Genomic DNA, 22,147 nt, shown 5'->3' with positions numbered 1-22,147 from the left:
GTCGTCCTGTGGTCGAGGTGTGCTCACGCGTCTCACGCCTCCGGCAGCCGCGCGAGGTCGGTCGCGTACTTCCTGATGAGGGACTTCGTGAGATGCGGGACGTCCTTGTCCGCACCGATCCCTTCCGCCTGGACGGCGGTGCGGAAGCGGTCCGACGGCACCCTGGGCGCCGCCATGGCCGCCTCGGGGTACCGGAGCACGTGCAGGAGCGGCTGCGCCGAGTACCGCTGCTGCGCCTCGGGCAGTGCCCGCATCGCCGCCTCGAAGCGGTCGAGCCACTCGTGGTAGTCGTCCACGCGCTCGATCGGATGGCCTTCGTCGACCAGCCAGTCGACGAAGGTGTCGAGGGAGACACCGTCGTCGTGGGGGTTGACGAGGCCGAACGTCCGGTAGCCGGCGGTCATGTGCGCGCTCAGCGCCACGACCGCCTCGGCGGCGAAGTCGACGGGCAGGCCGTCGTAGTGCGGCCGCGGGCCGTCCGCCCGCTGGGCGGCGGGGTAGAAGGTCCGCGGCGCCACGCCGGTGGCGATCAGGCTGAAGATCAGGCGGGTGAACATGTCGGAGGCGTTCAGCTGCCCGCCGTACCTGCGGTGCGCGAGGACCATGCTGGAGCGGAAGGTGGTGACCGGCAGCCCGCACAGGTCGTGGGCCTCCCGCAGGAGGACCTCACCCGCCCACTTGCTGGTGGTGTAGCCGACGCCGTACCCGCCGTCGGCCGCCTGGACCGGGAGGGCGGAGCGTACGTCCGCGTCCTCGCCGACGGCCGGCTCCCCGGGGCGCGACGTCGCGACGACCGCGCTGGAGACGTACGTGACCGGCTTGATCCGCCCGGTCAGTGCCAACCGCACCACCTCCGCGGTGCCCAGGACGTTCGCCTCGAACAGATGCTGGTACGGAAGCACGTGGTTGACCAGTGCCCCGGAGTGCACGACGGCGTCCACGTCGGCGGCCAGGCGCGCCCACGTCGGCTCGTCCAGCCCGAGCCGCGGCTCGGCGATGTCGCCGGCGACCACCTCCAGATGCCCGGCGGCCAGCGTCTCGTACGTCCGCAGCAACTCCGCGTCCGCGGTGCCGAAGGCCGCGTCGAGCCGCTTCCGCGCCGCCGCCGCGTCCGAGCCGCGTACCAGGCAGATCAGCCGCCCGCCCGAGGCCGCCAGGCGCTGGAGCCACTCCAGGCACAGGAAGCGCCCGATGTAGCCGTTCGCGCCGGTCAGCAGCACCGTACGGGGCGTGCCCGCCGGGCTCGCAAGGGTCCCGGCGCCGGCGAGGGTCTGCTCGTCCAGGAACCTGTCCAGCGTGAGATCGGCGGCGCGGACCTCGGTGCTGTCCTCCCCGTGCACCGACCCGAACGTGGGCCGCTGGAGTCCGGCGGCTTGCGTCGCCTCGATGTGCTCGGCCATGGCCGCGACGTTCGGCGTGCTGAACAGGACGCGCAGGGACAGCGCTTCGCCGCCGAGGGCCGCCTTCAGCCGGGCGATGACCTTCGTGGCCAGCAGCGAGTCGCCGCCCAGGGCGAAGAAGTCGTCGTGGACGCCGACCCGGTCGACCTGAAGCACCTCCGCCCACGTCGCGGCGAGCGTCTCCTCCAGCGGCGTACGCGGGGCGACGCTCTCGCCCGCGGGGCGGGCGGGGGCCGTGTCGAGCGCCGCCAGGGCCCTGCGGTCGACCTTCCCGTTGGCCGTCAGCGGCAGCGTGTCCAGCGGCACGAAGGTACCGGGGAGCATGTGCTGCGGCAGCCACTGCGCCAGGTGCTCGCGCAGCTCGGCGGCGCCGGGCGGGGTTGTCGCGCCCGTCGTGACGTAGGCGGTGAGGGAGTGGTAGCCCGGGCGGTCCGGGTGCGGGTCGGGAACGACCACGGCGGCGTTGACATCCGGGTGGGCGGCGAGCTGCGCCTCGATCTCGCCCAGCTCGATGCGCATGCCGCGGATCTTCACCTGGTGGTCCTTGCGGCCGACGAACTCGATGGTGCCGTCGGGGCGCCAGCGGCCGAGGTCGCCCGTGCGGTAGAGGCGCTCGCCGGTGCGGGGGTGCGTGAGGAAGGCGGCCTCGGTGCGCTCGGGGTCGTTCCAGTAGCCCTGGGTGACGCCGACACCGGCGACGTGCATCTCGCCGGTGACCCACTCGGGGCAGGGTTCGAGGCGCTCGTTGAGGATGTGGTACGTGGTGTTGGGGATGGGCCAGCCGTACGGGATGCTCGTCCAGTCGGGGCTGACGTCCCGTACCCGGTACCAGATGTTCCACAGCGTCGTCTCGGTCGGCCCGCCCACGGAGACCAGCTCCGCGTCCGGTGCCGCGGCGGCGAGGCGCTCCGGGACCGACAGCGGGATCCAGTCGCCGCCGAGGAACACCGTCCGCAGCGAGCCGACCGTGCCGGCGCCGGTGTGTTCGAGGAGCATCTCCATCATGGCGGGCACCGAGTTCCACAGCGTGACCCGGTGGGTGCCGACGAGGTCGGCCCAGTGGGCGGCGTCGCGGGTCTTGTCGGCGTCGGGCAGGACGAGGGTGCCGCCGGCGCCGAGGACGCCGAAGACGTCGAAGAGCGACATGTCGTGGTGCAGGGCGGTGAGGCCGAGCGCCCGGTCGTCCTCCGTGATCCCGAACTCGCGGATGGTCGCTTCGAGGGCGTTGACGAGCCCTCGGTGGGCGATCATCACGCCCTTCGGCAGGCCGGTGGAGCCCGAGGTGAACAGCGTGTACGCAAGGTCGTCGGGACCCTGCACGGTCTCCGGCGCGGTGGACCCGTCGCCGGGCAGCGGCCGGTCCACGTACAGGCACGTGGTCTCCTCCGGCCGGGTGAAGAGGGCCTCCAGGTGGGACTGCGTCAGGACCAGCTCGACCTCACCGCGCCGGAGCAGGCTGTCGAGGCGGTCGGCGGGGGTGGCCGGGTCGATGGGCTGGTACGCGGCGCCGGACAGGAGCACTCCGTAGGCCGCGGCTATCTGCTCCCAGCCCTTGTCCATGACGATGGCGACCAGCCGCCCGGGCCGGGCGCCCCGCTCCCGCAGCCACCAGGCCACCTGGTTCGCCGCGCGGTGCAGCTCGCCGTAGGTGAGGGTGCGGCGGGTCGTGACCACCGCCGGCTGGTCCGCACGCCGGCGCGCCTGGCCGAGGAACAGATCCTGCACCAGCGTCGCGTGGACCGGCTCCTCGGTGCCGGCGCTGAGCACGCGCCGCTCGGCCTCCGCGGCGGGCAGCAGGTCCAGGTCCGTGGCCGACCACAGGTCGTCGCTGTCGGCGAGGCGCTGGAGGAGGTCGTGGTGGGCGGTGAACATGTCGGCGATCAGGTGGTCGGGGAAGAGTTCGTCGACGGCGTCCCAGTTGAAGAGGAGTTCGCCTTCGCGTTCTTCGGCCTGGTAGTCGAGCCAGACCTGGGGTGTCTGGGATATGGCGTGGACGGGTGTGAGGGTGTGTTCGAGGGTGGTGCGTTCGTCCTGGGAGAGGGCGAGGGTGCTGGTCAGGACGACGGGCATGAGGGCGCGGTCGACGCCGCCTTGGCGGCGCATGAGTTCGCGCAGGACGCGGACGCCGCTGACGTACTGGTGGCCGAGGTCGTTCCAGAGTTGTTCCTGGAGCCGGCGTGCGCGGACCTCGAAGGGTTCGCGTGCGCGGTTGTCGACTTCGAGCAGGGTGAAGGAGGCGAACTCGCCCATCACCTCGTTGACCTGCGGATGCAGCGGCAACCGGTTGACGCGCGGAACGTTGAGGGTGAAGTGGGCGCTGTTGCTCCAGCAGGTCAGCGCCTCCGCGTACGCGGCCAGCAGGAGACCGGTGGGCGTGAGCCCGGCGCGGGCGGCGCGGGTCTTCAGCCGCGACCAGCTCGGGGCGTCGAGCCTGCTCTGGTGCCGGACGAACGTGGGGAACTCGACCGTGCTGGGGTCCTTGGCCATCGGCAAGGCGGGGGCCGGCGGGAGGTCGTCGAGCCGGTTCCACCAGTACGCGCGGGATGTCTCCCAGAGTTCGGTGCCTTCGATGGCGGTCTCGGCGAGGACGTAGTCGCGGAAGGACATCTCCAGCGGGGGGAGCTGGGCTTCGGGGTCGGCGTAGAACTGCGACAGCTCGCGGAAGAGGATGCGGCCGCTGGCGAAGTCGGAGATCAGCGCGTCCACGCTCAGGTGCACCCGTACGCGATCGCCGTCCAGCAGGGAGACGACGACCTCGAACAGCGGCCACACGTCGGCCGGCCGCACCTCGTGCGACAACCGCTCCCGCACCTCCAGCACCCGGGCCTCCGCCGCGGCGGCGTCCACGCCGCGCAGGTCGACGAGCGTCGGTTCGTACGGGGGCACGTCGGACAGGATCCGCTGCCGGTTGCCGGCCGGGTCCATGACCGCGCGCAGCATCTCGTGCCGGTCGATCATCCGCCGCCACGCCAGCGTGAACCGCTCCAGATCCAGGTCCGTGCCCTCGAACTCCACGTAGGCGTGGGTCGAGACGTTCCCCAGCTCGAACACGTCCGTCCGGCCGAGGAGGTACGCCTGCTGCGTGTCCGTCACCGGGAACGGCTCGAACCGCTCGTCCGGCGCGTCCACCAGGGCCGGCAACGGCGCCGGGAGGAGGTCGTACTCGGACTGGCCCACCCGGTGCCGGTCGATGATCAGAGCGAGTTCGGCCACGGTGCGGGCCTCGAAGACGTCCCGCAGCGCGATCTCGACCTGGAAGACGGCACGGATGCGGGCGACGAGCTTCGTCGCCACCAGGGACTGGCCGCCCAGCTCGAAGAAGTTGTCGTGGATGCCGACCCGGGACAGCTCCAGCAGGTCCGTCCAGATCTCCGCGAGCCGGCTCTCCGTGGGCGTGCGCGCCTCGTCGGCCCGGCCGCCGCCCCCGCCGGTGGCGTCGGAGAGGTCGGGCGCCGGCAGGTTGCGCCGGTCCACCTTGCCGTTGGCCGTCAGCGGCAGCGCGTCGAGATGGACCACGGACGCCGGGATCATGTGCTCCGGCAGCCGCTCGCGCAGCCACTCCCGCATCTCGTCGGGCTGCGGCACCGCCGACTCCTGAGCGGCGGCGTCGACGGCGACGTGGCGCGTGGCCGCGCGGTCGACCCGGCCGCCGACCATGCCGTGCAGGAAGACGTGGCTGTCGCCCAGCCCGAACAGCTCCCCGATGCGCGGGAAGTCCATGTCCCCGACGGGGCACAGCCCGACCTCGTGCTCGGCGGCCCAGGTCATGAGGAGCTGGCCCATGTACCCGGCCTCGATCATGCACAGGTCCCGGGCGATCTCCCCGTACATGGGCTCCACCGCGGCGGTCTCGCCGACGAAGAAGAGGGAGAACGCCGCCGCGTCGAAGAGGGCGTGGTTGTGCGCCGCGTGGACGCCGCGGTCCATGGTGGCGTTCCCGTCGAGGAGGACCAGCGCCCCCTCGCGCGGCTGGTAGTAGTACGTGCCGGGAGGAACGTCCGCCACGCCGCCGGGCGCGACGTAGACGTAGGTCTGCACCGGGTACAGGCCGCCGCCGGAGGGGTAGCGGTACTTCGGCAGTCCGTCCAGCTCGATCTGGTAGAGGCAGTTCAGGCAGTCGCTGAACTCCTGGAGGCCGACGGGCCCGTCGAGGAAGTTCCGGTCGCTGCGGCGCCGCAGGTAACGCTCGACGAGCGCGTCGTCCCGCTCCGGTACGGGCAGCGGCACGCGGGGCCGCTCCGGGTCACGGCGGATGCCGGGCTGACTCAGCTTGAACTCGGCCCGCTCCAGCGGGTCCTGGAGCGTCACCCGGCGGATGCGGGTGTCGGTGAAGTCGCCCTCCCGGGCGGCGGCGAGCTGCGCCGTGTGCTGCGCGCCGGTGGTGATGTAGGCGGTCAGGGCGTGGTAGCCGGGGCGGTCGGGGTGGGAGACGGGGGTGACGACGGCGGCGTTGACGTCCGGGTGGGCGGCGAGCTGCGCCTCGATCTCGCCGAGTTCGATGCGCATGCCGCGGATCTTGACCTGGAAGTCGGCGCGGCCCATGAACTCCAGCACCCCTTCGGGCCGCCAGCGGCCCAGGTCCCCGGTCCGGTAGAGCCGTTCGCCGGTGAGCGGGTGGGTGAGGAAGGCGGCGGCGGTGCGTTCCTCGTCGCGCCAGTAGCCCTGGGCGAGTCCGACGCCGCTCACGTACATCTCGCCGGTCACCCACGCGGGGCACTGTTCGAGGCGGTCGTTGAGGACGTAGTAGCGGGTGTTGGCGATGGGCCGGCCGTACGGGATGCTCGTCCAGTCCGGTCCGAGGTCGCCGACCCGGTGCCAGATGTTCCACAGCGTCGTCTCGGTGGGCCCGCCCACGGAGACCAGCTCCGCGTCCGGTGCCGCGGCGGCGAGGCGCTCCGGGACCGACAGCGGGATCCAGTCGCCGCCGAGGAACACCGTCCGCAGCGAGGTGACCGGGTCGGTGCCGGTGTGTTCGAGGAGCATCTCCATCATGGCCGGGACGGAGTTCCACAGCGTGATGTCGTGCGCGGCGATGAGCCCGGCCCAGTGGGCGGCGTCGCGGGTCTTGTCGGCGTCGGGCAGGACGAGGGTGCCGCCGGCGCCGAGGACGCCGAAGACGTCGAAGAGGGACATGTCGTGGTGCAGGGCCGTGAGGCCGAGCGCCCGGTCGTCCGCCGTGATCCCGAACTCGCGGATGGTCTCGTCCAGGGCGTTCACGAGTCCGCGGTGGGCGATCATCACGCCCTTGGGACGGCCGGTGGAGCCCGAGGTGAACAGCGCGTAGGCCAGGTCGTCCGGGCCCTGCACGGCGTCCGGCGCGGTGGATCCGTCGCCGGGCAGCGGCTCGTCCACGTACAGCCGCGCCGCCGACTCGGGCCAGGGCAGCGTGTCCAGGTGGGACTGCGTGAGCACCAGGGAGACCTCACCCTGCCGGAGGAGGCCGGACATCCGCTCGGGCGGCGTGCTCGCGTCGACGGGCAGGTAGGCGGCGCCGGACAGGAGCACCCCGTACGCGGCGACGACCTGTTCCCAGCCCTTGTCCATGACGATGGCGACCAGTTCGCCGGGCCGGGCACCCTTCCCCCGCAGCCACCAGGCCACCTGGCTGGCCGCGTGGCGCAGCTCGCCGTAGGTGAGGGTGCGGCCGGTCGTGACCACGGCGGGCTGGTCGGCACGCCGGTCCACCTGGCTGAGGAACAGGTCCTGCACGAGGGCGTCGGAGACGTCCCGGTGACGGCCGATTCCGTGGTCGAGCAGCTGCTTCTGCCGCTCCGGCACCGGCTGCGCGTCGACGGCCTTCCACTCCCCGCCGTCCTCGGCGAGGCGCTGGAGGAGGTCGTGGTGGGCGGTGAACATGTCGGCGATCAGGTGGTCGGGGAAGAGTTCGTCGACGGCGTCCCAGTTGAAGAGGAGTTCGCCTTCGCGTTCTTCGGCCTGGTAGTCGAGCCAGACCTGGGGTGTCTGGGATATGGCGTGGACGGGTGTGAGGGTGTGTTCGAGGGTGGTGCGTTCGTCCTGGGAGAGGGCGAGGGTGCTGGTCAGGACGACGGGCATGAGGGCGCGGTCGACGCCGCCTTGGCGGCGCATGAGTTCGCGCAGGACGCGGACGCCGCTGACGTACTGGTGGCCGAGGTCGTTCCAGAGTTGTTCCTGGAGCCGGCGTGCGCGGACCTCGAAGGGTTCGCGTGCGCGGTTGTCGACTTCGAGCAGGGTGAAGGAGGCGAACTCGCCCATCACCTCGTTGACCTGCGGATGCAGCGGCAACCGGTTGACGCGCGGAACGTTGAGGGTGAAGTGCGCCGTGCGGCTCCAGCGGGTGAGCGTCTCGGCGTACGCGGCCAGCAGGAGACCGGTGGGCGTGAGCCCGGCGCGGGCGGCGCGGGTCTTCAGCCGCGACCAGCTGGCGGCGTCCAGTTTCGACTGGTGGCGGACGAACGTCGGGTGCGCGACGGTGCTGGGGTCCTTGGCCATCGGCAGGTCGGGCGCGGGCGGGAGGTCGTCGAGCCGGTTCCACCAGTACGCGCGGGATGTCTCCCAGAGTTCGGTGTCTTCGATGGCGGTTTCGGCGAGGACGTAGTCGCGGAAGGACATCTCCAGCGGGGGGAGCTGGGCTTCGGGGTCGGCGTAGAACTGCGACAGCTCGCGGAAGAGGATGCGGCCGCTGGCGAAGTCGGAGATCAGCGCGTCCACGCTCAGGTGCACCCGTACGCGATCGCCGTCCAGCAGGGAGACGACGACCTCGAACAGCGGCCACACGTCGGCCGGCCGCACCTCGTGCGACAACCGCTCCCGCACCGCCACCAGGCCCGCCTCGGCGTCGGCCCGACTCGCATCGCGGAGGTCGACCACGGTGGGGGAGAACAGCGGAACCTCCCGCAGGATCCGCTGTTCGTTGCGTACGGGATCCATGACCGCGCGCAGCATCTCGTGCCGGTCGATCATCCGCCGCCACGCCAGCGTGAACCGCTCCAGATCCAGGTCCGCGCCTTCGAACTCCAGGTACGCGTGCGTCGACACGTTCCCCATCTCGAACGAGTCGGTCCGCCCCATGAGATACGCCTGCTGCTGGTCCGTCACCGGGAACGGCTCGAACCGCTCGTCCGGCGCGTCCACCAGGACCGGCAGGGAGGACGTGCCGTCGCCGGCGGTCCGGAGCAGTCCGTCGGGTCCGACGGGGAGGGCGTCGCCGCGCTGGAGGACGATGGCGCGGGCGAGTTCGGCGATGCTCGGGTTGTCCATGAGGACGGTCGCCGGCAGGGAAGCGCCCAGCTCGTCCGCTATCCGGGCGAGGAGGTTGAACGTCGCGAGGGAGTCCAGACCGATGTCGAGCAGCCGGTCGTCCGGGACCACCTTCGCGGCGGGGATCCTGATCTGCCGGGCCGTCGCCGCCCGCAGGTAGTCCTGCACCGCCTGCTCGGCACGCCCCGGGGCCGCCGCGGGGGCGTCGGCGGCGCCGGCCGTCCCCGTACCGGGGCGGTCGCTGCCGGACCACTGGCCGAGCACGTGCAGCTCGCCGTCGAGGTGGCCGCGCAGGCACGCGTGCCGCTGGATCTTGCCGCTCGACGTCTTGGGAAGCGTGCCGCTGCGGATGAGGACCAGCGTGTGCACGGCGACGTCGAACTCGGAGGCGATGGCCCGGGTCACCGCGGCGGTGATCGCGTCGATGTCGGGGTCGTGGCTCTCGCGGGCGACTTCCGCCACGATCAGCAACTGCTCCTCCCCGTCCGCCTCCAGGGCGACGGCGGCGGAGCCGTTGGTGCGCATCGACGGGTGGCTGCGCTCCACGCACAGTTCGAGGTCCTGGGGGTAGAGGTTGCGCCCGCGGACGATGATGAGGTCCTTGCTCCGGCCGGTGATGTAGAGCCGGCCGTCGTGCTGGAAGCCGAGGTCCCCGGTACGCATGAAGGGGTCGCTGCCGCCGGCCAGGCGGGCCCGGAAGGTCTCCTCGGTCTGCTCGGGACGCTGCCAGTAGCCCTGGGCCACGCTGTCCGCCGACACCCAGATCTCGCCGATGCGGTCGTCGGGGCACTCGGTGTGCGTCTCGGGGTCGACGATGCGGATCTGCTGCCCGGGGTCGACGCTGCGGCCGGCGCTGACCAGCGTACGGGCGTCGGCGCCGGACGGCTCGGCCGCCGGGAGGACCTCGCCGCGTTCGAGGCCCGCCGCGGAGAAGGACGCCGCGACGGTGGACCGTTCGCCTCCGCTGACGACGAGGGTCGCCTCCGCGAGGCCGTAGCCGGGGGCCATGCTCTCGGGGTCGAAGCCGGCGTCCGCGAAGGCGGCGGCGAAGGAGGCGAGGGTGCTCGGGCGGACGGGCTCGGCGCCGTTGCAGGCGGTGCGCCAGGTGCCGAGGTCGAGCGTGCGGCGCTGCTGCTCGGTGACCTTCTCGACGCAGAGGTCGTAGGCGAAGTTGGGGGCGTACGACGTGGTGCCGCCGTAGGTGGAGATGGCGCGCAGCCACTGGTACGGGTCCCGGGCGAAGGTGGCGGGGGCCATGAGGACGCCGGGGAACCCGCCGTAGAGGGGCTGGAGGACGCCGCCGATGAGCCCCATGTCGTGATACGGCGGCAGCCAGCTCACCGAGCAGGAGTCCGGCGTGTGGTCCAGGCGGCGGTGCAGGACGTGCGAGTTGTGCAGGATGTTGGCGTGGCTGACCATCACGCCCTTGGGGGTGGCGGTGGTCCCGGAGGTGTACTGGAGGAAAGCGATGTCGCTCCCGGTGCTCCGCGGCGGGATCCACTCCTCGTCGCTCGTCCCGATGGCGTCGGTGTTCAGCCAGTACGGGCCCTCCTGCGCGGCCTCGTCGCCCAAGTAGCGCGCCGTGTTCTTCGCGATGGCCTCGTTGACGAGGGCGACACTCGGCCGGGCGTCGTCGATGATGGCCTGGAGGCGCCCGAGCTTCCGGGTCGCCCGGGGCGGGTAGGCGGGGACCGCGATGAGACCGGCGTACAGGCAGCCGAGGAACGCGGCGACGTACTCCAGGCCCGGCGGCTGGAGGATCAGCGCCCGGTCCCCGGGCTCGGCCGTGCCGCGCAGGGTGGCCGCGATGTCCCGGGCACGGGCGTCGAGTTGGGCGTAGGTCCAGCGGGTCTCCTCGCTGCCGTCGCTGGCGAGGAAGACGTAGGCGAGCTGCTCGGGCTGCTGTGCCGCGCGGGCACGGGCCAGGTGCACGAGGGTTTCGGCCTTGATGAGTCCATCGGGAAATGCCATCGGTATCGCCTCGGTATTGATGAGAAACGAAGTGCGGAAGGTCTCACGTCGCCTCACCGGGAATGACGGTGACAGAAAACATTCCGGGCGAGGAAAGAATTCGGCGGCGGCCACGCCGCCGCGTGTCTCTGTCAGGAAGTGGCCGCCGGCGGGAGCTGGACGGCTGAATTCCGGTCGGCCGGACCGGTGGGTGATGCGGCGATGGCAGGTGCGGGTGACGGCGATGGAGTCGCGTCGACTAACTGCGCGGGCACGGAAGGCGGACGATTGCCACACTGCCCCGGCGGCGCCGTAAGGACGTCAGAATCCATGGTTCCCCCTGTGCTCGCGGAATGCCCGCCGTGCGGCCAGGCGCGCGTCGGGTCGGCAGAGGACCCGTGTTCGGGCAAGGCGAAGCCCGTGAAGGAGCGCGCTGGGCGTGAGGTTTCGGCATCCCCCGTAGACCGGCGCCGGGCCGTCGCTCGACGAGCGGTCGACCGCGGACGTGGGCGGCCGGCGCTTCCCGATCTCATCGGATGTTGACGATGTTGCCGTTGAGCTCTGATGTCATCGGTAAACCTAAGGGGCTTCCGTTCGAGCGTCAAGGACGGGGCGGCGCGGCCGGGGGGCCGCTCGCGGTCGGCGCTGGTCGCGGCGGTGGGTTCGCGGTGCCGCTCGCCGCGACGGCGTGATGGGCCTCGCGACGGTGGTGGCGCACGAGTCGGTGGAGGTCCTGGTGAGGGGGAACGGCGGCCGTGCCGGCCGCCGCGGGCATCTGCCGCCGCGTACGGCACCCGCCCCCGGCCTCAGGCCGGGGCCGGGTCATGCATCCGCCCGCGACCGAGGGGCCCGGCAAGGAATTGCCATCCCTGAGCGCCAACATGCCGCTCCGCAGGGCCGCCCCCGCTGCGGCGGGCTGCGGTGGGCACGGGCACGGCTGCGCGAAGTGACGGTATGCGCAGCGGAGGTACCGGGACATCAGATAGACATGAAAACCATGTTCATTTAGCATGGTGCGGAGCACCCGCGGCGGTCAACCAGGGGAGTCGTGCCATGCCAGAGACGCGGCTGCGCAGGACGCGGCAGCGCGCCGCGGTCTTCGGCGCGCTGGAGCGCGGCGGCGACTTCGTCTCCGCCCAGCAGCTGCACGCGCAACTGGCCGCGGCGGGTGTCACCGTCGGGCTGACCACGGTCTACCGCACGCTGCGCGAGCTGGAGCGCACCGGGCGGGTCGACGTCGTCCGGGACCTCTCCGGCGAACGGCTGTACCGCACCCGGCCCGACGCCGGCCACCGCCACTATCTGATCTGCCGCCTGTGCGGGTTGAGCCGGGCCGTCGACACCGACGTCGTCGAGCGCTGGGCCGACGGCCTCGCCGGCGTGACCGGCTTCACCGAGATCGAGCACACCCTCGAACTCAGCGGCCTCTGCGCCCGCTGCCCGCCGCGCCACCGATGAGGAGCCGCCCCTTCGGCCACCGCTCCGGAAGGAGACCGACCGCCATGACCGACGCCACCGCCCGCGCGGGGTCCGCGGAAAGCCGGATGCCGGTGACCGTGCCGCCCCGCTTTCCGAGGCCCGGCGCGAGCATCCTCCTCAACGGGCCCCTTGCCGGGCGCCACCGGCCGCGTGTCACCGCCACCGGGCCCGGCTCCGGTGCGGCCGGTATCGAGGGCTGTCCGGTGGGCGCGGAGGTCGTCGCATGAGCGTCACCTCCGACACCGCCACGGGGACCGGCTTCACCGCCGCGTACGCCTGGACCGCCGAGGTGGACGAAGCCCCGGTCTCCGTCAGCGCCGCCGGGGACCTGGTCGCGGTCGCCGGGGCCGGGGGCACGGTCCGGGTCCTCCACGCCGCCGCCGGCGCGCCGGTGGACGTGTTCCCGCTGTCCGAGGGGCTGTTGCACGCGGCCCTCTCGCCCGACGCGCAGCACCTGGTCGTCGCCGGACCCGGCGGCCACGCACTCTGGCGCCGCGCCGACCGGCGCGTACGGCGCGCCCTCACCGGCGAGCGGTCGCAGGCCGCCGCCTGGTCCGGCACCGATCGGGTGGCCGTCGCGGCCGGCCGCCGGGCCGTGGTCCTCCGCCCGGACGGCACCCACGTGTGGACGACCGGGCCGGGGGCCGGCGCGGTCACCGGCGTCGCGTGGATGCGCGGCGGGCGGTGGCTGGCCGTCGCCGCGTACGGGGAGGTGCGCCGCCACGAACGCCACCCGGCCGCACCCGTGGCCACCTACCCCCACACCGGCTCCCGCCTGGCGCTGGCCCTCGCCCCGACCGGCCGCTGGATCTGCAGCGGCAACCGGGACGTCCCCCTCCGCGTCTGGCGCACCCGCGACGGTGACCGGCTCGCCCTGTCCGACGCCCCGGAGAAGGTCTCCCGGCTCGTCTTCGACGACACCGGCCGCTGGCTCGCCGCCGACGGCACCCCGCACGTCACCGTCTGGGACTTCTCCGGCGACGGCCCCGCCGGCTCCCGCCCCCGCACCCTCCTGGCCCCCGCGGCCGTCACCGCGCTGGCCTGGCGTCCCGGTACCCGCGCGCACCTGGCCAGCGGCGGCGACGACGGCACGCTCTGCCTCTGGCGTGCCGCCGCCGGCCGGGCCGGCGGCAGCCTGCGGCCGGCGCACCGGTACGCGCTCGGGGCTCCCGTCGTGGCATTGGCGTGGTCCGGCCCCGGGCTGCTGGTCGCCGCCACCCGCGAGGGGCGCATAGCGGCGCTCCGGTTGCCTGATGGGACCCGGCTGTGACGCCGTCGTACGACATGCCGTGAGGCCGTCCGCGGTCAGCGGGTGGGGCCGAAGGCGGCGTCCGCTTCCTCGGTGCCCGCGGATTCCGTGGCCTGCGACCCGGCGGCGTCGCTCAGGCCCAGCCGCAGGTGCTCGATGTGGTAGACGGCCTGGTCGAGGAGCTCGGCGACGTGGTTGTCGTAGAGGGCGTACACCACGGAGCGGCCCTGGCGCGTGCCGGTGACGAGGCCGAGGTTGCGCAGCAGCCGCAACTGGTGGGAGCAGGCGGACTGTTCCATGCCGACCGCGTGCGCCAGCTCGGTGACCGTGCAGGCCCCCTCGCGCAGCCGGGCGAGGATCAGCAGCCGGGAGGGGGTGGCAAGGGCCTGGAGCGTGGCGGCCACTTTCGTCGCGTCCGCCGCGTCCAAACGCGCACGCGGGACGGCGTTCTCTGCGGGGGGAACGGCTCCGTGGCCCATGCGGACAGCCTACCAACACAGAATTATTGAAGAGATATTCATGTATTCATGTATGGTGGGCGGGTCGGCACCCCCCTGGTCCGCCCGAAGGAGCCGCCCCGGTCATGCCGCCCACCACCCTCGCCTCTCACCCCGTGCCCGCGACCACCCCGCAGGCCCCGGCCCTTTCCCGGCGGCGCACGCGGGTGCTCGCGCTCCCCGAAGCACGCTGGGCCGCCGCCGCGCTGGCGCTGTTCCTGTCGGCACTGCCGCTGCACCTGGCCGGCACGCCGGTCTGGTGGTGGGGGCCGCTGTACGCGGCGGTCTACGTCGCCGGCGGCTGGGAGCCCGGCCTGGCCGGGCTGAAGGCGCTCGCGGACCGGACCCTGGACGTCGATCTCCTGATGGTGGTCGCCGCCCTCGGCGCGGCTGCCATCGGGCAGGTCAGAGACGGCGCGCTGCTGATCGTCATCTTCGCCACCTCCGGCGCCCTGGAGGCCGTCGCGACCGCGCGGACCGCCGATTCCGTACGCGGCCTGCTCGACCTGACCCCCGCCACCGCCACCCGCCTCACCGCCGGCGGCGGTGAGGCGCAGGTGGCCGTCGAGGAGCTGGCGGTCGGCGACGTCATCCTGGTCCGGCCGGGAGAGCGGGTCGGCGCCGACGGGCGGGTGCTCGACGGCGTCGGCGAGGTCGATCAGGCCACCATCACCGGTGAACCGCTGCCGGTGGCCAAGGAAGCCGGCGACGAGGTCTTCGCCGGCACCCTCAACGGCACCGGTGCGCTGCGGGTGCGGGTGGAGCGGGACGCGACCGACTTCGTCATCGCCCGCATCGTCGCCATGGTCGAGGAGGCGTCCGGGACCAAGGCGCCGACCCAGCTGTTCATCGAGAAGGTCGAGCAGCGCTACTCGGTGGGCATGGTCGCCGCCACCCTGGCCGTCTTCCTCGTTCCGCTGGCCTTCGGCGCCGAGCTGACCGACGCGCTGCTGCGGGCGATGACGTTCATGATCGTGGCGTCGCCGTGCGCGGTGGTGCTGGCCACCATGCCGCCCCTGCTGTCCGCCCTCGCCAACGCCGGCCGCCACGGTGTGCTGGTCAAGTCCGCCGTGGTCATGGAGCGCCTCGCCCAGGTCGACGCGGTCGCGCTGGACAAGACCGGCACCCTCACCCAGGGCGTCCCGTACGTCGCCGAGGTCCGCCCGCTGCCCGGGGCCGGCACGGACGAGGACACTCTGCTGGCTCTGGCCGCGGCGGCGGAGCACCCCAGCGAGCACCCCTTGGCCCGCGCGGTGGTCGACGCCGCCCGTACCCGCGACCTGGCGGTCCCGGCCACGGCCGGCTTCGGCTCCACCCCCGGCCTCGGCGTGGCCGCCACCGTCGACGGCAAGGAGGTCGCCGTCGGCAGCCCCGCCCGGCTCCTGACCGACCCGGCCGGACCACGGGCGAAGGCGGCCGCCGGGGAGGTGGCCGCCCTGGAAGCCGGCGGCCGCACCGCCGTGGCGGTCACCGTGGGCGGCGTCCCGGTCGGCGTGCTGGGCGTCGCCGACCGGCTGCGCCCCGACGCCGCCGCCACCGTCACCGCCCTGACGATGCTCACCGGCACCGCGCCGACGCTGCTCACCGGCGACAACGAGCATGCCGCCGCCCGGCTGGCCGGCGAGGTCGGGATCACCGACGTACGCGCGGGGCTCCTGCCGCAGGACAAGGTGGCGGCGGTGCGGGAACGGGAGCGGGCCGGGCGGCGGGTGCTGGTGGTCGGCGACGGCGTCAACGACGCCCCGGCGCTGGCCGCCGCCCAGGTGGGCGTCGCCATGGGCAGAGCCGGTTCCGACCTGGCGCTGGAGACCGCCGACGCCGTCGTCGTACGCGACGAACTCACCGCCGTGCCCGCGGTCGTGGCGCTCGCCCGGCGCGCCCGCAGGCTGGTGGTGCAGAACCTGGCCGTCGCCGGGCTGTTCATTACCGGCCTGGTCGTCTGGGACCTGGCCGGACACCTCCCCCTGCCGGTCGGCGTGGCCGGCCACGAGGGCTCCACCGTCCTCGTGGGACTGAACGGCCTGCGGCTGCTGCGCGAGAAGGCGTGGCGTCCCCTCGGCACGGAGACGACGGGTGAGGCGCGCCGCGCGCGTCAGTCCGGGGGCGGGAGCAGGCCGCGCTGATAGGCGCGGACGAGATGGCGCGGCACGCGGTGGACCGAGCCGTTGAGGGTCACGGGGACCAGGCCGGGCGCGGTCGCCTTCCACCGGGCGCGGCGGTGGCGGGTGTTGCTGCGGGACAGCTTCCGTTTGGGTACGGCCATGGATTCCTCCGGGCTGCGGCGTAGGTGGGCGTGCACGGGTGGGGAGAAGGGGCGTTCCGCGGGGTTGGTCCGGTCAGGCGGGTGCGCCCAGCAGGGCGTCGAACGCGGTGGACAGCGCGCGCCAGGCGCGGGGGCCCGCGGCGTACTCGGCGTCGGTGAGCAGGCAGGAGTCCAGGACCCGGGTCAGGGTGCCGCGGTCCAGGTCGGGGGCGGTGAAGGTGAGGTGCTGGGCGCGGTCGCCGTGTGCGGGGTGCCAGTCCAGGGCGGCCGCGACGCGGCGCGCGGCCGGCTCCAGCTCCCAGGCGGCCTCCGGCAGCGCGGCCAGCCACGGTCCGGCGTGCTCGATGCACAGCGCGCCGCCGGTGGCGTCCCAGGACAGCAGCGCGTCCGGGCGGTCGGCGAGCCACAGGCGTCCCCGGCTGCGTACGGCGGCGCAGGTGATCTCCTCCAGCGCCGCGTACAGCCGGCCGGGGTGCAGCGGGCGGGAGCGGTGCCAGACCAGGGTGGCCGCGCCGGGCTCGTCCGCCTCCTGGGGCAGCAGCGCGCACGCCGGGTGGTGGCGTGCCGCGGCGGCGTCCGCGTCGAACCCGGCCAGCGCCGCGCGGGCCAGCTCCGTCGAGCCGAGGGGCACCCGGCGGGCGGTGGCGTGGAGTTGGCCGAGGAGCGCGAGGTCGGCCGGCTCGGGGGCGCCGACGCAGGTGAGCGCCAGCAGCGGAGGGTACTCCAGCTGGCGGGCGAAGGTGTCGGCGACGGTGCGCCGATCGGTCGGCGCCAGTGCCAGGTTCTGCTCGGCGAGGTCGTCGCCGCAGGTGAGGTACGGGACCAGCGAGTCGGTGTCGATCGCGGTGAGGACCCCGGTGAGCCGGACGGCCTCGGCGGGCGCGGCGGCGATCAGCTCGGCGACGGCCTGCGGCTCGATGGAGTCCCAGAGGTCGACGACCGCGAGCCGGTGTGCTCCGCCGACGGCGAGGGACAGCAGCACGGGTACCAGGTCGTCGCGGACGGCGCAGCAGGCACAGGTCCTGGACATGCGGGGCCGGCCCCGTTCCCGTACGCCGTCCGCGTCCCGCACGGTACGCGGCATGCGGCCGCCCTCGACCGCGTCCGGTTCGTGGTGAACGGCGACGGCGCCGGGCACGGCGCGCAGCAGGGACTCGACGGCCGCCGTGCGCGCCTCGCTGTGCAGCCCGGCGACGACGACGACCGGCAGCGGGGTCGGCTCCGTCATCTCAGCGCTCCTGGCGTCGGGCGTAACGGCGCTCGAACCGCTCGACGCGGCCGGCGGTGTCGAGCACCTTGGTCCGGCCGGTGTGGAAGGGGTGGCTCGCGGCGGAGACCTCCACGTCGACGACGGGGTAGGTGCGGCCGTCCTCCCAGGTCACGGTCTGCTCGCTGGTCGCGGTGGACCGGGTGAGGAAGGCGAAGTCCGCGGCTCGGTCGCGGAAGACGACGGGACGGTAGGCGGGGTGGATGCCGGGCTTCATGCGGGTGGCTCCCTTCAGCGCTCTTCGCGGAACAGCACGTGGCGGCGGACGACCGGGTCGTACTTGCGCAGGTGCAGCCGGTCGGGGTGGTTCCGGCGGTTCTTGCGGGTGACGTAGGTGTAGCCGGTGCCCGCGGTGGAGCGAAGTCTGACCACGGGGCGGAGTTCGTTGCGTGCCATGCGCCGCAGCATACATCGTAACGGTTTTCATTTTCATGTATGGTCCCGTCTCGTCACCGGAACCCCATCAATGAAAGGAACCGCCCATGTCTGCCCGATGCCAGATGACCGGCCGCACGCCGGGCTTCGGCAACACCGTCTCCCACTCCCACCGCCGCACCCGCCGGCGCTTCGCCCCCGACATCCGGCGCAAGCGCTCCCGGCTGCCCAGCGAGCACCGGTACGAGAGCGCGGTGGCGCGGATGCGCGCCCGGGGGGAGAAGATCTGATGGCGAAGACCAGCAAGATCGTGAAGAACGAGCGGCGGCGGGAGATCGTCGCCCGCTACGCCGCGCGCCGCGCGGAGTTGAAGCGGCTCATCCGCAGGCCCTCCACCCCGCCGGACGTACGCGAGGCCGCCCAGCGCGAGCTGCGTGCGCAGCCGCGCGACGCCAGCGCCACACGTGTGCGCAACCGCGACAGCGTCGACGGCCGCCCCCGCGGCTACTTCCGCACCTTCGGCCTGTCCCGCGTCAACGTCCGTACCCACGCCCACGCCGGCCATCTGCCCGGAGTCCGCAAGTCCAGCTGGTGACCGGGCGGGTCGCCGCTGGTGGGCGCCGACGTATGTGCGCCCGGGAGCTGTTGGCCTGGCCGCCACGTACGTGTACGCGGCGCGTCACCTCGGCTCCCTAAGTTCGGTGCCCGCCCGGGCCGCGAGAGCGACGGTCCTCAGCCACCGTTGGAGGTCACCGATGCACCCGGAACCGAACTCGCCGCCGCCGATCTCGGAGCTGGCCCGGCGCCGGCTTTCCCGCCGGTCGGCGCTGGCCGGCGGGCTCGCCACCGCCGCGGCGTCGTTCTTCGCCCTCTCACCGGCGCCCGCGACCGCGGCCCGGGGAGCGGGGCGGGGCCGGCCCCTGCTCGGCTTCCCCACGGTCGGTCCGAGCAGCGCCGACGCGGTCGTGGTGCCCCCGGGCTACCGCTCTCAGGTCCTGTTCTCCTGGGGTGACCCGATCGTTCCGTCCGGGCCCGCGTTCGCCGAGGACGCCGGCAACAGCGCGGCCGAGCAGGCGATGCAGGCCGGAGACCAGCACGACGGCATGTGGTTCTTCCCGACCAGGGGCGCGAACGCCGGGCTGCTGTGCATCAACCACGAGGCCACGGCCGAGCGACTGCTGCACACCGACGGAACCGCGAACTGGACGGCGGAGAAGACGGCGAAGTCGCAGGCCGCGCACGGAGTCTCGATCATCGCGGTGGAGAAGGACAAGCGGAATCGCTGGCAGGTGGTCGAATCGGAGTACGCCCGCCGCATCACCATGACCACCCCGACCCGGCTCACCGGCCCGGTCGCCGGACATCCGCTGGTGCGGACCAAGGCCGACCCGGACGGGGTGGCGGTGCTGGGCACGCTGAACAACTGCGCCGGCGGTCCCACACCCTGGGGCACCTACCTGACCTGTGAGGAGACGATCAACAAGTATTTCTCCTACGGCGACGGCCCGCCGCCGGAGGGGTCGGTGGAGGAGCGCTACGGCATCGGGTCGGAGGAGCCGTACCTCTGGCACACGACCGACACGAGGTTCGACATGCGCGCCGAGCCGAACGAGTACAACCGGTTCGGCTGGGTCACCGAGATCGATCCCTTCGACCCCGCGTCGACGCCGCTGAAGCGGACCGCGCTCGGCCGGGTGGAGCACGAGAACGCCGTCACGGTTCGCGGCCGGAACGGCGAGGCCGTCGTCTACATGGGCGACGACACCCAGTTCGACTACTTCTACAAGTTCGTCGGATCCGAACCGATCGGGAAGGCGCGTGCGCACGGCCGCAGCCCCCTGGATGAGGGCATCCTCCATGTCGCGGTGTTCGAGGAGGACGGAAGCGGCCGGTGGCTGCCGCTGGTGCACGGCGCACCCGGCCTGACCGAGGACGACGGATTCGCCGACCAGGCGCAGGTGCTGGTGCAGACCCGCCTGGCCGCCGACGCGGTGGGGGCCACGCCGATGGACCGGCCGGAGTGGTGCTCGGTGCAGCCCGAGACCGGTGCGGTGTTCTTCACCTGTACCAACAACAAGGCGCGCACCGAGTCGGTCGACGCGGCCAATCCGCGGTTGCACAACAAGTTCGGGCACATCGTCAAGATCGACGAGGGCGGGAACCCCAGCGCGCTCGACTTCACCTGGGACATCTTTCTGCTGGCCGGCGACGAGGCCAGCGGCGCAACGGTCCCCGCGGACCAGGCGTTCGGATCACCCGACGGGCTCTGGTTCGACCCGGCGGGGCGGCTGTGGATCCAGACGGACGGAAGCCAGCCGCTGGTCGAGGGGGCGGAGCTGAACAACCAGATGCTCGTGTCCGACCCGGGCACCGGGGAGATCCGGCGGTTCCTGGTCGGCCCGCCCGACTGCGAGATCACGGGCATCACCGCGACCCCGGACGGCCGGTCGCTGTTCATCAACGTGCAGCACCCCGGTGACTCGGGTACCCCGGAGGATCCCCGTTCGGGTTCCAACTGGCCCGACTACAGCCCGACCGGTCGCCCACGGTCGTCGACGGTCGTCATCACCCGCGACGACGGAGGCGTGATCGGGGCCTGACGAAGGCCGGGGGCGAGCCGGACACGGGTGGAAACGTGTGGCCGGTCATTGCTCGTCAGCGGTGGACGCGGAGGAAGTCGCGGTACCAGGCGAGGGTGTCGTCGAGGGTGGTGCCGAGGGGGAGGGGGCTTGAGGCCGAAGAGGGTGGGCTCCTGCTTGATCACGAGGTTCAGCGGCCGCCCGGTCCGCTGCTCGATCAGCCCGAAGACGTCCCGGGTGGTGCGGGCGGGTGCGGTGGGCAGGTGCCGGACGCGGCCGTCGCCGTCCGGGCGCTCGCCCAGGGTGGCGAGGCCCGCGGCCACGTTGCGGATGTCGGTGTAGCTGTGCGGTAGGTCGATGTCGCCCAGCCCGTACACCTCGGTGCCGTTGAGCGCGCCGGGGAAGACGGCGCCGCCGAGGCTGGAGTTGAGGACACCGGGGCCGACGAAGTCGGCCGAGCTGTACGCGCTGGCGACCGCGTTCCGTGACTGGGCGGTGGCGCAGCCGCACCTCTACCTGCTCATCCACGGCACCCCGGTCCCGGGCTTCCGGCCGCCGGGCGAGACCGTGGCGCACGCCCGCGCGGTCCTCGGTCCGTTCCTCCCCGTCTTCGTCCAGGGGCGGCCGTGTCCGGCCGTGGCGCCACTCGTGGAGGAGGTCGGCCGCTGGCTGCGGGACGACGCCGCGGTGGCCGCGTGGGTCGAGCGGTGGACCGGGCTGCCGCCCGAAGATCCCGCGGCGGATTTCGCGTTGACGGGGGCCGTCGCCGCCTGGCCGCAGATGCACGGCACCGTCGGCCTGGAAGCGGCCGGCCAGTTCGCCGGCATGGGGCACCGGCCGGGGACGCTGCTCGCCGTTCAGGTCGACATGCTGGCCGACTCGTTCCGGCTCGCGTGAGCCGGGTGGTCAGCGCTTGAGGCCCACGCCGCAGCGGGCGGCGACCTCGGCGGACGGGCCGCCGACCTGGTGGGCGTCGGGACGCCACCGCGAGGTGGAGACCACGCCGGGCTCCAGCACCTCCACGCCGGTGAAGAAGGAGGCGATCTGCCGGGGGCTGCGGTTGGTGTAGGGGCTCGCGGCCTTCTCGTTGTACTCCTCGGTGGCGCGCATCCTCTCCTCGGTGTCGATGCCGTCGTTGATCACCAGGTAGCTGCCCGGCACCACCGCGTCCAGCAGGCGGCCGACGATGCGGCCGCACTCGTCGTCGTCGGGGACGTTTCCCAGCACGCCCAGCAGCATCAGCGCCACCGGCTGCGAGAAGTCCAGCGTCCTGGCCGCCTCGGTGACGAGGAGGTCGACGTCGCGCACGTCGGCGTCGACGTAGTCGGTGGCCCCTCCGTCGCTGGAGGTCAGCAACGCGCGGGCGTGAGCGAGCACCAGCGGGTCGTTGTCGGCGTAGACGATCCGGCAGGCGGGGTGGAGGGCCTGGGCGACCTCGTGGGTGTTGTTGGCGGTGGGCAGGCCGGTGCCGATGTCGAGGAACTGGCGGATTCCCGCTTCGCCGACCAGGTGGCGTACGGCGCGCCGCAGGAACGCGCGGGATTGCCGGGCCACGTCGACGATGCCGGGGAAGACGTCGATGACCTGGGCGGCCATCTCGCGGTCGGCGGCGTAGTGGTCCTTGCCGCCGACCCAGTAGTCCCACACGCGGGCCTGGTGCGGACGGGTCGGATCGATCGGCATGGCCGGCCGCAGGTCTTCTCCGGCGGAGTCCTCGGTCATCGCTGGTTCCTCGAAGGGGTGGTGGGGTGTCCACGGCGAACGTACATCAGGCGGAAGCCGGCAGGTGGCGAAGGGCTCTGCCCGGGGCTCGGGCGCTCCTCGCCTTCGATCACGCTCGGTTACGATG

Annotated in this window: 15 protein-coding genes and 1 pseudogene; 8 read left to right on the top strand and 8 right to left on the bottom strand. The window is 73.0% G+C overall.

Translation table 11 applies throughout. From position 1 onward, the window contains the following. Positions 1-32: 32 nt before the first annotated feature. Positions 33-10,610 (bottom strand): amino acid adenylation domain-containing protein, encoded by a 10,578-nt coding sequence (locus tag ACHZ99_RS18925; RefSeq protein ID WP_420305813.1) that lies wholly within the window; start codon positions 10,608-10,610, stop codon positions 33-35. A gap of 1,032 nt (positions 10,611-11,642) precedes the next feature. On the opposite strand from ACHZ99_RS18925, the gene ACHZ99_RS18920 reads away from it, so the two are divergent. From ACHZ99_RS18920 to ACHZ99_RS18910, 3 genes are read left to right on the top strand one after another with little or no spacing between them, the layout of a single operon-like run. After that, positions 11,643-12,047: a Fur family transcriptional regulator gene (locus ACHZ99_RS18920; protein WP_420305812.1), complete on the top strand. Its 405-nt coding sequence runs from the start codon at positions 11,643-11,645 to the stop codon at positions 12,045-12,047. 44 nt (positions 12,048-12,091) lie between these two features. Next, complete coding sequence (locus ACHZ99_RS18915; RefSeq protein WP_420305811.1) at positions 12,092-12,295, top strand: hypothetical protein; 204 nt, start codon at positions 12,092-12,094, stop codon at positions 12,293-12,295. Beyond that, on the top strand, positions 12,292-13,338 hold the full coding sequence (locus ACHZ99_RS18910; RefSeq protein ID WP_420305810.1) for a WD40 repeat domain-containing protein: 1,047 nt from the start codon (positions 12,292-12,294) through the stop codon (positions 13,336-13,338). The genes ACHZ99_RS18915 and ACHZ99_RS18910 overlap by 4 nt, the downstream gene beginning before the upstream one ends. 35 nt (positions 13,339-13,373) lie before the next feature. Here the strand turns inward: ACHZ99_RS18910 and ACHZ99_RS18905 are convergent, their stop codons facing one another. Further along, on the bottom strand, positions 13,374-13,796 hold the full coding sequence (locus tag ACHZ99_RS18905; protein ID WP_420305809.1) for an ArsR/SmtB family transcription factor: 423 nt from the start codon (positions 13,794-13,796) through the stop codon (positions 13,374-13,376). A 104-nt stretch (positions 13,797-13,900) separates the two neighbouring features. Here ACHZ99_RS18905 and ACHZ99_RS18900 point away from each other — a divergent pair, with 104 nt between their 5' ends. After that, the gene (locus ACHZ99_RS18900; RefSeq protein ID WP_420305808.1) at positions 13,901-15,937 is read left to right on the top strand and encodes a heavy metal translocating P-type ATPase; all 2,037 of its coding nucleotides are present in this window, start codon (positions 13,901-13,903) and stop codon (positions 15,935-15,937) included. On the opposite strand, the gene rpmF is transcribed toward ACHZ99_RS18900, so the two are convergent. The 4 genes from rpmF to rpmG form a co-directional block, all read right to left on the bottom strand. Further along, on the bottom strand, positions 15,907-16,077 hold the full coding sequence (rpmF, locus tag ACHZ99_RS18895; RefSeq protein WP_420305807.1) for a 50S ribosomal protein L32: 171 nt from the start codon (positions 16,075-16,077) through the stop codon (positions 15,907-15,909). The genes ACHZ99_RS18900 and rpmF overlap by 31 nt on opposite strands. A 73-nt stretch (positions 16,078-16,150) precedes the next feature. Next, entirely contained in the window at positions 16,151-17,305 is a 1,155-nt protein-coding gene (locus tag ACHZ99_RS18890) for a GTP-binding protein (protein WP_420305806.1), read from the bottom strand. 1 nt (position 17,306) lies between these two features. Beyond that, complete coding sequence (locus ACHZ99_RS18885; RefSeq protein ID WP_420305805.1) at positions 17,307-17,561, bottom strand: type B 50S ribosomal protein L31; 255 nt, start codon at positions 17,559-17,561, stop codon at positions 17,307-17,309. Positions 17,562-17,575: 14 nt separating this feature from the next. Next, positions 17,576-17,740 carry a 50S ribosomal protein L33 gene (gene rpmG / locus ACHZ99_RS18880; protein ID WP_420305804.1) on the bottom strand — a complete coding sequence of 55 codons (165 nt, stop codon included), beginning with the start codon at positions 17,738-17,740 and terminating at the stop codon, positions 17,576-17,578. Between the two features lie 86 nt (positions 17,741-17,826). Between rpmG and rpmB the strand changes: the two genes are divergently transcribed. The 3 genes from rpmB to ACHZ99_RS18865 all read left to right on the top strand — a co-directional run bounded on the left by rpmB (position 17,827) and on the right by ACHZ99_RS18865 (position 20,319). Next, positions 17,827-18,009, top strand: coding sequence for a 50S ribosomal protein L28 (gene rpmB, locus ACHZ99_RS18875; RefSeq protein WP_420305803.1), 183 nt, complete (start codon positions 17,827-17,829; stop codon positions 18,007-18,009). Then, positions 18,009-18,314, top strand: coding sequence for a 30S ribosomal protein S14 (rpsN, locus tag ACHZ99_RS18870; RefSeq protein WP_420305802.1), 306 nt, complete (start codon positions 18,009-18,011; stop codon positions 18,312-18,314). The genes rpmB and rpsN overlap by 1 nt, the downstream gene beginning before the upstream one ends. Before the next feature lie 160 nt (positions 18,315-18,474). Continuing rightward, a complete protein-coding gene (locus ACHZ99_RS18865) occupies positions 18,475-20,319 on the top strand; it encodes a PhoX family protein (RefSeq protein ID WP_420305801.1) in 1,845 nt (614 codons plus the stop codon). A gap of 55 nt (positions 20,320-20,374) precedes the next feature. Here the strand turns inward: ACHZ99_RS18865 and ACHZ99_RS18860 are convergent. Beyond that, a pseudogene (locus tag ACHZ99_RS18860) lies at positions 20,375-20,756 on the bottom strand (epimerase); the annotation flags it as partial. On the opposite strand from ACHZ99_RS18860, the gene ACHZ99_RS18855 reads away from it, so the two are divergent. After that, positions 20,656-21,195 (top strand): TetR-like C-terminal domain-containing protein, encoded by a 540-nt coding sequence (locus ACHZ99_RS18855; protein WP_420305800.1) that lies wholly within the window; start codon positions 20,656-20,658, stop codon positions 21,193-21,195. The pseudogene ACHZ99_RS18860 and the gene ACHZ99_RS18855 overlap by 101 nt on opposite strands. Positions 21,196-21,204: 9 nt before the next feature. On the opposite strand, the gene ACHZ99_RS18850 is transcribed toward ACHZ99_RS18855, so the two are convergent. Then, entirely contained in the window at positions 21,205-22,020 is an 816-nt protein-coding gene (locus tag ACHZ99_RS18850; RefSeq protein ID WP_420305799.1) for an SAM-dependent methyltransferase, read from the bottom strand. Positions 22,021-22,147 lie beyond the last annotated feature (127 nt).

This window comes from Streptomyces sp. MAR4 CNX-425 (assembly GCF_048656465.1).
GTDB lineage: Bacteria > Actinomycetota > Actinomycetes > Streptomycetales > Streptomycetaceae > Streptomyces.
This window is presented reverse-complemented; position numbering and strand designations above follow the sequence as displayed.

What these genes read in the sequence shown, in the direction of transcription:
- ACHZ99_RS18910 (WP_420305810.1), top strand. Translation starts at nt 12,292, where the DNA reads ATGAGCGTCACCTCCGACACCGCCACGGGGACCGGCTTCACCGCCGCG.
- rpmB (WP_420305803.1), top strand. Translation starts at nt 17,827, where the DNA reads ATGTCTGCCCGATGCCAGATGACCGGCCGCACGCCGGGCTTCGGCAAC.
- ACHZ99_RS18865 (WP_420305801.1), top strand. Translation starts at nt 18,475, where the DNA reads ATGCACCCGGAACCGAACTCGCCGCCGCCGATCTCGGAGCTGGCCCGG.
- ACHZ99_RS18850 (WP_420305799.1), bottom strand. Translation starts at nt 22,020, where the DNA reads ATGACCGAGGACTCCGCCGGAGAAGACCTGCGGCCGGCCATGCCGATC.
- ACHZ99_RS18925 (WP_420305813.1), bottom strand. Translation starts at nt 10,610, where the DNA reads ATGGCATTTCCCGATGGACTCATCAAGGCCGAAACCCTCGTGCACCTG.
- rpsN (WP_420305802.1), top strand. Translation starts at nt 18,009, where the DNA reads ATGGCGAAGACCAGCAAGATCGTGAAGAACGAGCGGCGGCGGGAGATC.
- ACHZ99_RS18855 (WP_420305800.1), top strand. Translation starts at nt 20,656, where the DNA reads ATGTCGCCCAGCCCGTACACCTCGGTGCCGTTGAGCGCGCCGGGGAAG.
- ACHZ99_RS18900 (WP_420305808.1), top strand. Translation starts at nt 13,901, where the DNA reads ATGCCGCCCACCACCCTCGCCTCTCACCCCGTGCCCGCGACCACCCCG.
- ACHZ99_RS18915 (WP_420305811.1), top strand. Translation starts at nt 12,092, where the DNA reads ATGACCGACGCCACCGCCCGCGCGGGGTCCGCGGAAAGCCGGATGCCG.
- rpmF (WP_420305807.1), bottom strand. Translation starts at nt 16,077, where the DNA reads ATGGCCGTACCCAAACGGAAGCTGTCCCGCAGCAACACCCGCCACCGC.
- ACHZ99_RS18920 (WP_420305812.1), top strand. Translation starts at nt 11,643, where the DNA reads ATGCCAGAGACGCGGCTGCGCAGGACGCGGCAGCGCGCCGCGGTCTTC.
- rpmG (WP_420305804.1), bottom strand. Translation starts at nt 17,740, where the DNA reads ATGGCACGCAACGAACTCCGCCCCGTGGTCAGACTTCGCTCCACCGCG.
- ACHZ99_RS18885 (WP_420305805.1), bottom strand. Translation starts at nt 17,561, where the DNA reads ATGAAGCCCGGCATCCACCCCGCCTACCGTCCCGTCGTCTTCCGCGAC.
- ACHZ99_RS18890 (WP_420305806.1), bottom strand. Translation starts at nt 17,305, where the DNA reads ATGACGGAGCCGACCCCGCTGCCGGTCGTCGTCGTCGCCGGGCTGCAC.
- ACHZ99_RS18905 (WP_420305809.1), bottom strand. Translation starts at nt 13,796, where the DNA reads ATGGGCCACGGAGCCGTTCCCCCCGCAGAGAACGCCGTCCCGCGTGCG.